General features: G+C 63.1%; 10 protein-coding genes. 8 read left to right on the top strand and 2 right to left on the bottom strand.

Annotation, left to right across the window (positions count from 1 at the left end):
• Window positions 1–458, top strand: a 458-nt coding sequence (locus tag ACTHL0_RS02455; RefSeq protein ID WP_440564998.1) for an OmpA family protein, incomplete at its 5' end; no start/stop codon positions are given.
• Between the two features lie 147 nt (window positions 459–605).
• Here ACTHL0_RS02455 and pseH read toward each other — a convergent pair.
• Both pseH and pseG read right to left on the bottom strand, forming a co-directional pair.
• Window positions 606–2,849: a UDP-4-amino-4,6-dideoxy-N-acetyl-beta-L-altrosamine N-acetyltransferase gene (pseH, locus tag ACTHL0_RS02450; protein WP_440564997.1), complete on the bottom strand. Its 2,244-nt coding sequence runs from the start codon at window positions 2,847–2,849 to the stop codon at window positions 606–608.
• Window positions 2,846–3,985, bottom strand: coding sequence for a UDP-2,4-diacetamido-2,4,6-trideoxy-beta-L-altropyranose hydrolase (pseG, locus tag ACTHL0_RS02445; protein ID WP_440564996.1), 1,140 nt, complete (start codon window positions 3,983–3,985; stop codon window positions 2,846–2,848). Before pseG ends, pseH begins: the two co-directional genes overlap by 4 nt.
• 365 nt (window positions 3,986–4,350) lie before the next feature.
• Between pseG and pseB the strand changes: the two genes are divergently transcribed.
• The 7 genes from pseB to ACTHL0_RS02410 all read left to right on the top strand — a co-directional run bounded on the left by pseB (window position 4,351) and on the right by ACTHL0_RS02410 (window position 12,143).
• The gene (gene pseB, locus ACTHL0_RS02440) at window positions 4,351–5,346 is read left to right on the top strand and encodes a UDP-N-acetylglucosamine 4,6-dehydratase (inverting) (RefSeq protein ID WP_440564995.1); all 996 of its coding nucleotides are present in this window, start codon (window positions 4,351–4,353) and stop codon (window positions 5,344–5,346) included.
• On the top strand, window positions 5,343–6,509 hold the full coding sequence (gene pseC, locus ACTHL0_RS02435; protein ID WP_440564994.1) for a UDP-4-amino-4,6-dideoxy-N-acetyl-beta-L-altrosamine transaminase: 1,167 nt from the start codon (window positions 5,343–5,345) through the stop codon (window positions 6,507–6,509). The genes pseB and pseC overlap by 4 nt, the downstream gene beginning before the upstream one ends.
• Window positions 6,506–7,216: a pseudaminic acid cytidylyltransferase gene (gene pseF / locus ACTHL0_RS02430; protein WP_440564993.1), complete on the top strand. Its 711-nt coding sequence runs from the start codon at window positions 6,506–6,508 to the stop codon at window positions 7,214–7,216. The genes pseC and pseF overlap by 4 nt, the downstream gene beginning before the upstream one ends.
• Before the next feature lie 49 nt (window positions 7,217–7,265).
• Window positions 7,266–8,318: a pseudaminic acid synthase gene (gene pseI / locus ACTHL0_RS02425; RefSeq protein ID WP_440564992.1), complete on the top strand. Its 1,053-nt coding sequence runs from the start codon at window positions 7,266–7,268 to the stop codon at window positions 8,316–8,318.
• Window positions 8,315–9,601, top strand: a complete 1,287-nt coding sequence (locus ACTHL0_RS02420; protein WP_440564991.1) for a class I SAM-dependent methyltransferase — start codon at window positions 8,315–8,317, stop codon at window positions 9,599–9,601. The genes pseI and ACTHL0_RS02420 overlap by 4 nt, the downstream gene beginning before the upstream one ends.
• Window positions 9,598–11,673 carry a class I SAM-dependent methyltransferase gene (locus ACTHL0_RS02415; protein WP_440564990.1) on the top strand — a complete coding sequence of 692 codons (2,076 nt, stop codon included), beginning with the start codon at window positions 9,598–9,600 and terminating at the stop codon, window positions 11,671–11,673. Before ACTHL0_RS02420 ends, ACTHL0_RS02415 begins: the two co-directional genes overlap by 4 nt.
• A 65-nt stretch (window positions 11,674–11,738) precedes the next feature.
• Entirely contained in the window at window positions 11,739–12,143 is a 405-nt protein-coding gene (locus tag ACTHL0_RS02410) for a glycosyltransferase family 2 protein (RefSeq protein WP_440564989.1), read from the top strand.
• Window positions 12,144–12,202 lie beyond the last annotated feature (59 nt).

Genomic DNA, 12,202 nt, shown 5'->3' with positions numbered 1-12,202 from the left:
CGATCCTCACGCAAATCGGCTCGGCGCTGAACGACGTCGACAATCACATTTCGATCGCGGGTCACACGGACAACGTGCAGTATCAAGGCAGCGAAGAAGGCTATACGAACTGGGAATTGTCGTCGGATCGCGCGAACGCCGCACGCCGCGCGCTCGTATCGGGCGGCATGCGGCTCGATAAGCTGTTGCAGGTGCGGGGGCTGGCCGATGTGCAACCGCTGCAGGGCAACGATCCCAACGCGCCGACGAACCGGCGCATCAGCATTCTCGTCATGAACCGCGCGGCTGAGATGGCGTTCTATCGGGATGGCGGACGGACGACCACGATCAACGATGCGTTGCCTGCGGTGCCGTCTCTTCAGAATGCGGTGAAGCCAATCGCGATGCAGCCGGCGATTCCGCCCGTGGCAATGCCAACGCCGACGCCAGCGCCGACGGCGGGGCACGGCGCGTCTTAACCCAGCGTAGTACGCCCTCTTGCCCTAGTGCGGTGTCCGACATTGCGTCTTATGGCATCGCAATGCGCGCCTTTTACGGACAATCAGCTTCGTAGGCGCAAGCCGGTAGCGCGAGCGGTTGATCGAACTTGATCGGCCGCTCGCTGCTTACACTCCCGTCGTCGATTCCCCTTGGAACCGAGCCAAGCAAGCCTGCAATGCCGCTTCGACAGGCGCGGACCAATTGCCGGCGCGCGGCTGTCGGAAGACGCGCATCGTGCCCGGATACCAGGGCGAATCGGTGCGCCCGTACAGCCAGCGCCAGTCCGGATCGTGATATGGCAGCAGGACGAAGCACGGTTTGCCGAGCGATGCGGCCAGATGCGCCGTGGACGTATCGACGCACACGACGAGGTCGAGTTGTGCGATCAGCGCGGCCGTATCGGCGAAATCGGTTAGCTCGTGCCCCAATGCGAGCATCGGCTGGAACGGTTGCGGTGTTTGTGCCTCGTCCTCGTCCCGGCCCTTTTGCAAGCTGACGAACGACACGCCCGGAATGCTCCAGAGCGGTAGCAATTGCGCGACCGAATTCAGCGAGCGATGCGCGTCGTTGTGATGGTGCGGATTGCCCTTCCAGACCAAGCCGATGCGAGGGCCGCGCGGCAGGGCTGCTTTCAGCCGGTCATGCCAGTGCGCGGCGCGTGACTGATCGACTTGCAAGTAGTGCGCGGGCGGGATCGTCTCCAGCGTCGTGCGCAGATGCATCGGCACGCTCAATAGGCTCGTCCAGCAATCGTAATCGCCGTACGTGCCAGCGGCCGCATCGTGCGTGAGCAAGCCGTCGACGCCCTCTATATCGGCAAAAAGGCGATGCAGCGATGGGGCGCACACCATATCGATGCGCGCGGCCCCGGCTGCCTTGAGAAGCGGCAAGTAGCGGCCGAATTGAATGACGTCGCCCAGGCCGTCTTCTTGCCAGACGAGCAGCGAACGGCCTTCGAGCGATTCACCCTGCCATTGCGGCAGCGGCAACGTCGCCTTCGTCTTATAGTGCAGAAAGCGCGGCAAGGCATAGCGCGACTCGAACAGACGCCAGCCTTCCTCGAATCGGCCCAAGCTCAGCAGCAAGGTGCCGAGGCCGAATTGCGCGTCGAAATAGTCTGGCTTGAGTTCGAGTGCGCGGCGGTAGTGCGGCTCGGCTTCATCGGGAAGCTCGAGCGCTCGCAGGGCGGTGGCGAGGTTGTAGTGGCTCGGGGCGCCGTTGGGGTTGAGCGCGAGCGCTTGCCGGTAGACATCGGCGGCTTCCTGGGGGCGGCCAGTTTGATGCAGCACATTGCCGAGGTTGTTATATCCGGCGGCGGCGTCCGGGCGTAGCCTCAGCGCCTCGCGATAAGCCGCCTCGGCTTCGGCGAAACGCGCGGTCTTCTCCAAGACGATGCCCAGGTTGAAATGCGCGTCGGCGTAATCGGGGCGCTTCTCGATGGCCGTGCGCAGCGTGGCCTCGGATTCCGGCAGCCGTCCTAGGTCGCGCAGCACGCAGGCAACGTCGATCTGAGCTTCCACGAAGTCTGGCCGAACGGTGACGGCGAGATGCGAGGCCAGCGCGGCTTCGGGCAGGCGCTGTTGCGCGTAGAGCACGCGGCCGAGGTTGGCGAGCACGTCGGCGTCTTGCGGCGTTAGCGTCAGGGCTTGCTTGTAGGCTTGCTCGGCGTCGTCGTACCGCTTCAGTTGCATCAGTCCGTTGCCGAGAAGCTTGTGCGCCTCGGCGTCGTTGGGTCGCGTCGCGACCACTTCCCGCAGGGCATCCGCCGCCTCTCGCAAACGGCCCGCGCCGTACAATTGCTTGGCGTGCGCGAGTACGGCATCTTGCGCGAGGTCAGCAGCGCGGCTGCGCTCCCAGGCCGCGCGCGTCAAACCGAAAACGTGGACGTCATGAGCACCGCTTTCATCGCGATGGTGTTCCTTGAGAACGCGCACGTGCTCGAAGCCGAGCTTGCGATGAAAGCGCAGCGAAGCTTCGTTCGACGCGAGCACTTCGCCGCTTAGCCTATTTAGCGCTAGCTGCCCGAACACTTCGGCTAGTGCAAGCCGCCCGAGCCGGAAACCACTGCCTTTGGGTGCACCGGGGCGCACGTAAAAGCCCCAGTGCGCCTCACCGGTCGTCATGTCGATATGCGTCAGATTGACGACGCCCATCGGTTCCCCGTCGGCTTCGAAAATCCAGGTGCGCCTCGAATTGTCGTGCGCCATACGCTCGAACCACGCCTTGTGTTCGGTCATCGAGATTTCGCGGCTTGTGTACATGACGACGCGCACCTCGGGCGAATTACGCCATTCGAGGACCCTGGCCAAGTCGGCCTCGCTGATCGGGCGCAAGCGGTCGCGCCACGCGCCAAACGCGTTGTCGCTCATTGCTCCCCTCGCTTGTCGAGCAAGTGCTCAATGACGCGACCCACGCCGTGGCCGTCGACCGCCTGCATGAGACGCGTGCGGCGAGCTCGGGCAGCCGCCGAGGCGGGCGCCAGCATGCGCAGCGCTTCGCGATAGGTGTCGGGGGTCGTGTCACGTGCGTCGCCGAGACTATCTACCCATCCTCCTTCGCCGAGGTATTGCGCGATTGGTCGTTGGTTCTCTGCAACCGAAACGATCGACGCATTCAGCCCTAGGCAAAAGCGCTCCCAGTTTGTGGTGCCGGAGGCGCCAAACGCATGATCCGCCTTCGCCATCAGTGCGGCCATGGCCGGGACGTAGCCCTTCACACTCACCCCCGAGAGCGCCCGTTGCAGGTGAAATTCCCGACGAGGATGATTCGCACCGACCACCACGTCGACCACAAAGCGCTTCGCGTCTTGAACGGACCACGCATCGAGAAACTTACCCGTTTCGTCCGTGGCGTCGACACCCCCAAAAAATACCAGCAGACGCGCTCGCCCCTCTGTACGACGATGCTTCACTGTCTCGCGTAGTTCGGCAAACTCCGGACGCAGCAGCGCGTAGGCGGTGCCCAACAAGCGTTCGCATCGAGGCCCCGTGTGCGAGACGTAGCGCTGATGCGCATCTGCTACCGGATTCTGATCGAGCAAAAGGTCGGCGTCGTGATTTCGGTCCGCTAGGTCGTCGATGACGAACAGCCTGTTCGCATACTTGCGCAGGGGCGTATGCCAGCGAGCGTCGAGTGCGTAATGATCGACTACGAGCCAGTCGACGCCGCCGATCGATTCCAGTACCCGCGCGGTATCGTTCAAATCGGTCGCGCTGTCGCAGCCAAGCCAGGCAGCATGGGGTGGCCCGTCGGCGATGGAGAGTGCGTCAGCCGAATTCGGAAGGGCGGGTCCGAGCGAATGAACGCGATAGCCTCGGGACTCGATCAGCGCATCGAGATTGCCCTGATGCGCACGTGTGATGAAACGGACGTCCGCGCCTTCCGCGCGCAGCCCATCGGCGAGCGTAAGACAGCGCATGACGTGACCGCTTCCGCAGTCGATCGAGGCGTCGGCGCGAATTGCGACCAGGCCACGGCCATTCGTCCGAGGAGGGGTGTCCGTCATGAAAAATCCGTTTATATGAGTCTCGCGCCCGGGGGCGAGCGGCTTGCCAAATCCTTGCCGTACGGCGCCAATCTAACATCGTCGCAAGTCTCCCGATCAGTAAAAAAGAAGCCCAATTGGGGGGGTAATCGAGTCATTTCACGCTGTGGGGGCGTCGGATAGCTCGTCGGTCGCACCGTGCCAGGGCTTCAGTTTGTCGATTAGAAGGTCAAAACGCCTTCAAATCGGGGCTAAGGTGCTTGCCAGTCGTCACTAATATACGAATCCATCGGAAGGAGCGCACCGTTCGGCACTTGGAGACCAGCGGGCGCGTTTTTCGGCTGGCCGCATCCGCGGCAGACGATGTGGGCTAGAAGGATCGGGCAATGTTCGACGATAAATCGATACTTATCACGGGCGGAACGGGTTCGTTCGGCCAGACGTTCATCAAAGCGCTGCTTGCCAAGTGGAAGCCGGCGCGTGTCGTCGTTTTCTCGCGCGACGAACTGAAGCAGTTCGAAATGCAGCAGACGTTCTGTGCACCGTGCATGCGGTATTTCATTGGCGACGTGCGCGACGCCGAGCGCATGAAGCAGGCGATGCGCGGAATCGACTACGTCGTGCATGCCGCCGCGCTCAAGCAAGTGCCTGCCGCCGAATACAATCCGACCGAGTGCATTCGCACCAACGTCAACGGCGCCGAAAACGTCATCAACGCGGCGATCGAGAACGGAGTGGAAAAAGTCGTCGCGCTCTCGACCGACAAGGCCGCGAGCCCGGTCAATCTCTACGGTGCGACTAAACTCTTGTCGGACAAGCTGTTCGTTGCGGCCAACAACCTGGTCGGTAAGCACAAGACCCGCTTTGCGGTGGTGCGCTACGGCAATGTCGTGGGTTCGCGCGGCTCGGTGGTGCCGTATTTCCGCAAGCTGATGGCCGAGGGCGCCCAAAGCCTGCCGATCACGGATGAGCGCATGACGCGCTTCTGGCTCACGCTCGAGCAAGGCGTCGACTTCGTCCTGAAGAGCTTCGAGCGCATGCAGGGCGGAGAGCTGTTCGTGCCGAAGATTCCGTCGGTGCGTATCGTCGATCTCGCGCGTGCGATGGCGCCCGAATTGCCGCAGCACATCATCGGTATCCGTCCGGGCGAAAAGCTCCATGAAATGATGATCACGCGCGACGACAGCATCAATACTGTCGTCTTCGACGATCACTACGTCATTACGCCTTCGGTGCGCTTCATCGTGCAAAGCGACTACGCGATCAATGGGCGCGGCGAGGTCGGCAAGCCGGCGCAAGAGGGTTTCAAGTACACGTCCGACAACAACGGTCACTTCCTGACCCTCGACGAATTGCGGGCGCTCGACAAGCGAACAGCATGAGCGCGACGATTCCATACGGGCGTCAGTCAATCGACGAATCCGATCTGGCCGCTGTTGCACGCGTGCTCGAGTCGGATTGGCTGACGCAAGGGCCCGCGATACCCGCATTCGAGGCCGCGCTCGCGCAGCGCGCTCAGGCAAAGCATGCGGTGGCCGTTACCAATGCAACGGCCGCGCTGCACATTGCTTGCCTCGCGGCCGGCCTCGGCCCTGGCGATCGGTTGTGGACGACGCCGAATACCTTCGTGGCATCGGCCAATTGCGCGCGTTACTGCGGCGCCGACGTGGATTTTGTCGATATCGATCGTCATACCTGGTGCCTTGATGCGCTGGCGCTCGAGCGCAAGCTTGCCGATGCCGAGCAGGCCGGGACGCTGCCGAAGATCGTGGTGCCTGTCGCGTTCGCGGGCCGCAGCGCCGATATGCGCACGATCAAGCGGCTCGCCGAGCGTTACCGGTTCACCGTTATCGAAGATGCATCGCATGCGGTGGGCGCGACCTATGAAGGCCGCCCTGTGGGATGCGGCGATTTTGCCGACATGACCGTCTTCAGTTTCCATCCGGTCAAGATCGTGACGACCGGGGAGGGCGGCGCCGTCCTGACGAACGACGCTGCACTGCACGCGCGGCTGTCGAGCTTGCGCAGCCACGGGATCACCCGCGATGCCGCGAAGATGGAAGGCGAAAGCGATGGCCCGTGGTACTACGAGATGGTCGAGCTGGGCTTCAATTACCGCATGACCGACATTCAGGCCGCACTCGGTGTATCTCAACTCGCGCGGCTCGACACGTTTCTCGCGCGCCGCCGGGCGCTCGTCCGACGCTATGCGACGTTGCTCGACGGCCTGCCGCTCATGCTGCCGCGAAGCGATGGGCTCGATGATTCGGCGTGGCACCTCTACGTCGTGCGCCTGAAGCTCGATGCGATGCAGGCCACGCATCGCCAAGTATTCGAACGCCTGCGGCAAGCCGGTATCGGCGTGAACCTGCATTACATCCCCGTGCATTTGCAGCCGTACTATCGCCGCCTTGGGTTTGCGCCAGGCCAGTTTCCCGAAGCTGAACAGTATTACAGGGAGGCGATCAGCCTGCCGATGTATGCGGGGCTGACCGATGAAGCACAGTCGATCGTGGCTGACGAGTTGAGGCGGGTGTTGACGTGAGCCGAGTCGCGATCATCCCCGCGCGCGGCGGCAGCAAGCGCATCGCGCGCAAGAACATCAAGCCCTTCCATGGCTTGCCGATCATCGCGTATTCGATCCGCACGGCGCTCGCCAGTGGCTTGTTCGAGCGCGTGATCGTCACGACCGATGACGAGGAGATTGCCGAAATCGCGCGGCAATTCGGCGCCGAGACGCCCTTCGTGCGGCCGCAGGCGCTCTCGAACGACTACGCCGGCACGATGGAAGTCGTGCAACACGCGCTCTGCGAACTTGCCCGTCTTGGCGAGGCACCGCAATTCGCATGCTGCATCTATGCGACCGCGCCGTTTCTGCAGGTGCGCTATCTGCGCGAAGGTCTGCAATTGCTCGACGCCCACGCCGGCAAGTCCTATGCGTTTTCGGTTACGACGTTCGATTTTCCGGTGCAACGGGCCTTGCGCGTGACGGCCGATGGGGCGCTCGACGCGATGTACCCCGAGTACCGCCTCGTGCGCTCGCAGGACCTCGACACGGCTTGGCACGACGCGGGCCAATTCTACTGGGGGCGCTGCGAAGCATGGCAACGTGGCGATACGCTGTTCTCGCCAGCTGCATTGCCGGTTGCGTTGCCGAGAAATCTTGTGCAGGACATCGACACCCTCGAAGACTGGCAGCGGGCGGAATGGATCTACGGGGCGCTGAAAGCCGCGGGCGAGCTTGCCGCGTGATGGCCTCATTCTCAGACGCGCTGCCGTCAACATTGGAAGGAGACGCGCGATGAGCGCATTCAAGATTGCGGATCGGCCGATTGGACGCGGCCACCCGCCGTTCGTGATAGCCGAGATGTCGGGCAATCACAACCAGTCGCTCGAACGCGCGCTCGAGATCGTCGAAGCGGCGGCGGCCACCGGCGCGCATGCGCTGAAGTTGCAAACGTATACGCCCGACACGATGACACTCGATCTCGATGAGGGCGAGTTCCATATCGACGATCCCGCGAGCCTGTGGTCCGGCACCTCGTTGTACAAGCTCTACGAGCAGGCGCATACGCCGTGGCAATGGCACAAGCCGATCTTCGAGCGTGCGCGTGCGCTCGGCATGCTGTGCTTTTCCACGCCGTTCGATGAAACCGCTGTCGACTTTCTCGAGCGTCTGGACGTGCCCGCCTACAAGATCGCGAGCTTCGAGAACACCGATTTGCCGTTGATTCGGCGCGTGGCTGCCACGGGAAAGCCTTTGATCATTTCCTCGGGCATGGCAACTGTCGCCGAACTCGACGAAGCGGTTCGCACTGCCCGGGCGGCAGGCTGCGAGCAGATCGTATTACTCAAGTGCACGAGCTCCTACCCGGCATCGCCGGAAAACAGCAATGTCAGCACGATCGCGCATATGCGCGAGCTGTTCGGCTGTGAAGTCGGCCTGTCCGACCACACGATGGGCGTAGGGGCGGCCGTCGCCGCCGTTGCGCTCGGCGCGAGTGTGATCGAGAAACACTTCACGCTGCGGCGTGCGGATGGCGGTGTCGATTCCGCATTTTCGCTCGAGCCGGACGAAATGAAAACGCTCGTCGTCGAGACGGAACGCGCCTGGCAGGCGCTCGGGCGCGTCACCTACGGCCCGACGCGGCAAGAGCATGCATCGTCGGTTTTCCGGCGCTCGCTCTATATCGTCCGCGATGTGGAAGCGGGCGAGACGCTGAATGCCGAAAACGTGCGCGCGATTCGGCCTGGACATGGCTTGTCGCCGAAGTACCTCGAAGTCGTATTGGGGACGAAGGTCCGCCAAAGCCTCAAACGAGGCACTCCTCTTTCCTGGGAAGTACTGAAATGAACGATAGGCTGGATCACCCCGCCGAGGACGGCCAGTCCGACCTCATCCGTTGGAAGACCGACGCGTGGCAGGATCCGCGCATGGTCAACTGGTATTCGGGCCGCATGGTGGTGAGCGAATCGACCAATAGCCTCAAAAATGCGCTCGAAATCGGTGCAATCCGGCGTTTCGCCAGCGGGCCGGAAATTATCGATATCGGCGTCGGCACGGGCCGCGCGGCATTGCCCTTGGTTGCCGACGGCTACCGCGTGACCGGTATCGACAGCTCGCAAGCGATGCTCGATGAAACACGGCGGCTGGCCGCCGGCGCGCCGATTTCACTCAAGGTCGGCGACGTCGCCGCACTGCCTTTCGGCGACAGCACATTCGATTGCGCCGTCGCGCTCAACGTGCTCGTTCACTTTCCGAACTGGCGCGAGTCGCTGCTCGAATGGAAACGCGTCGTGCGGCCCGGCGGCCGCATGGTCTTCGATATCCATTCGCTCGACCACGCGCACGCAGCTTACGGCACCGATGAGTCGCGCTGGCCTGCGCCGCTCAAGCGTACCCAGACCAAGGGCGACTTCACGCATTACATGTCGCGCGTCAGCGTCGACGAACTCGTCGAGTTCGCGAATGCCACAGGTCTCACGATCGTCGCTGCCGCGCCGTACGGCGCATTCTTGGGCGGCGGCAACGTCAACTGGCTGTCCTATGCCGAACTCGACGCCACGCAGCGATGGAAGCGCGTGTTGTCGTGGTTCGCTCGCGACCAGGCGCTGTTCGATCTGGGCTACTTCCTAGAGGAGACGGTCGTCAGGCATTTGACGCCCCGTGTGACAGGGCGGATGTTCGTCGTTTTTGACAATCGCCCCGATGCGCAGGCCAATGCGCGCTTCGCTGCGGACGTCGCGGCGCGTGACGCGGCGCTCGACCAGCGCGATTTCGCCGCGCTGCAACCCTGGCTGCCGTATTCACGCGAGCAATTCGCCGCGGAACTCGGCAAGTTGCTCAAGCCGCTGCGCAGCCGGCACTTCTTCTTCGGACTCTTCAAGACGCTCGTGACGCGTATGCCGGGCTTCGACTTCCGCGGTGTGTTGGCGCCGGAAGTGCTCGGGCAGTTCCACGCCTGGCTCGAGCACGAGCAGATTGACCAGCGCGCGACCAACATTGCGCGGGGTTGGGCGGCGGGCGCGCCGTTCCGGTTCAAGGACGGAATCGACGTCAGCGTCGGAACGGAATACCACCTCGTCAAAGCGTTGTTGGAAACACATTTCGGCATTTTCGATGGAGGCCGGCAATGAAACAGAAGGCCGTTGTCAGCCTGTTGTGGGGCACGCAGTTCGAAGCGCTTCGGCAATTTCTCTCGATGCGCGAGCCGATGGTGGTGCTGGTTTCCGAGGGGGCCACGAGCCCGCAGATGCGCGCGGCGATCGAGGGCACCGGCAGCACCGTCGTCACGCTCGAGACTCTGCTCGATGCGGACGGCGTGAGGCGCTTCGAGAGCGAAACGGTGCAACTGCAGACGCAATTTGCGCAGTACCTGGACACGCTTGCCGCCGAAGAGCGCGCGATCGGGCGCGAGTCGGGACTTATTTCGGCAGCGGTTGCCGATAGCCTTGCTACGACCTTGCCGGCCACTGCGGCATTGCTCGATTGCTTGAAGCAGGCCGCGAGCCGATTCGATATCGAGCTGCTCGTGACGAGCGAAGACGTGACGGGCAACGGCAAGGCCGCGACCACCTGGGCCAAGTCGCGTGGCATCCCCACGCTGCACGTTGCCCACGGCATTGCGCTCGTCGATCCCTACACGGTGCACGACCAGTTGATCGCCGATAAGCTCGCCGTGTTCGGGCGGCGCGGCATGGAAGGCTACCTCGATCTCGGATATCCGGAAGAGCGTTTCGCCGTCACGGGCAACCCGGCCTGGGACGTCTATGCGCAACTGCGCGAGAACAAGGTCGCCTGCCGCCAGCACCTCGACGCCAGATACGGGCTGAAGCCCGGCTTGCCGTTGATCGTGTTCGGCACGACCTGGGCGGCGAACTTCAGTGCGCATTGCAATGACGACATCTACGCGGATTCCGTGATGGTCTTTGTGGCGAGCTGCGAGGCGCTGCGTGCGTGCGGCGTGCGCTTCAACGCCGTTATTAAGGACCGACCATCCAATGCCGCCTTCGGCGAGCGGCGCTGCGCGCAGATTCTGGGCGAGTTGGGTGCCTCGGGAGACGATTACTTCTACTGCACCGGCGACACGCAGGTCTTCGCCGCCGGTGCCGATCTGCTGGTGGCGGTCGATTCGAACTATCTGGTCGAAGCGATGCTGGCCCGCACACCGGCGATCAATCTGATGAACGAGACGGGCATGGTCATGGGGCCGGCGTTCGAATCGGAAACGGGCATCATGGAGGTTGAGGCGCAGGACTTGGCCGGCGCCATGCGGCTGCTGTTGACGGACGGCGCAGCCCGCCAGGCGGTCCTGGAAATGGCCGCAAGGCGCGTGGCGCACTACAACGCGGCGGAAGACGGCAGTGCTGCGCAGCGCGTCGCGCAACTGATGGCGACGATGGCCAAGGCACAGGCGCCATACAAGGCACCGGAGCAGGCCAAAGCGCCGGAACAATCCAAGGCAGGCTACGTCTGGCAGCAATTTCTCGACGCCGAGTCCCGGCCTGTCGACGATCTCTACCACACCCGCGGCCGCAACGATTTGGCCGAGATGTTCACCAACCTGCCGTCGCTGATCCTCGATGTCGGCTGCTCGGCGGGCAGCAATGCGGCGCTGGTCAAGGCGCGTTTTCCCGGCAGCCGGGCGTGGGGCATCGAGATGAATCGCTCGGCGGCGGCGCTCGCGCAGCAAAAGCTCGACCGCGTGTTGATGGGCCGGTTCGAGGATTTCGATTTGCGCAAGGAGGGGATCGCGCACGGTACGCTCGACGCGGTGCTGCTCGCCGACGTGCTCGAACATATGTACAACCCGTGGGACGTCATGGTGAAACTTCGCCCGTTCGTGTCGCCGACGGGACAACTGGTACTGAGCATTCCGAACGTCCGCAATCTCTGGCTGATGGACGAGCTCAGCAAGGGCAATTGGCCGTATGCCGACGCGGGGCTGCTCGACATCACGCATATCCGGTTCTTCACGCGCAGTGAAATGATCAAGTTTTGCGAGGAGACAGGCTATCGCGTGATCGAGATGCGCCATTCGATCGATGGACGGCTCGCGCATCTGTGGCAGCAGCATCAAGGTGTCACGGGGCCGGTCAACATCGATCTCGATCGAATGACGCTCAAGAACGTGAGCCGCCAAGAGTTGCTCGAACTGTGCACCCTCCAGTATTACCTGTTGCTCGAAAAGGCCCCCGGGCACGCGTAGCACGGGCGTTGAGGCGGTCGATTCCGGCCGCCGCCCGCCAGTCAATTCAACGAGATCCCTGTTTCATGGCTACCGTCAGCATTCTGATCCCCGCGCGCCGAGGCGACTATCTAGGCCGTGCGCTGACCAGCGCCCAGCGCCAAACCTTCGAAGACATCGAGATCGTGGTGGGCGACGATACGCCCGACGGTGCGCTGGCGCCGATCGTGAGTGCGCTGGCCGACCCCCGCGTCCGTTACGTCCACCTGGGTTTCAACGATAGAGTTTGCACCGCCCAGGCGCTTTGGTCACATGCGCGTGGCCGCTACGTCAAGTGGCTTGCCGAGGCCGACATCCTGATGCCGACGTCGGTGAAGGTGCTGGTGGAGGCGCTGCGCCTGCATCCGGAATCGGCGCTCGCGTTTCACGGCCGCGGGCTCGTCGACGCTCACCACCCCCTCGTGCAAAACCCCCCCGCGCTGCTGAATTAACGCGAGCCCGCGCGTATAAGCCCCGAGATGATCGTGCAGGAAATTGTTGGGCAGCTGCA

Origin of the sequence: Trinickia sp. (assembly GCF_051961175.1) — a bacterium.
In the GTDB taxonomy this organism is placed as follows: domain Bacteria; phylum Pseudomonadota; class Gammaproteobacteria; order Burkholderiales; family Burkholderiaceae; genus Trinickia.
This window is presented reverse-complemented; position numbering and strand designations above follow the sequence as displayed.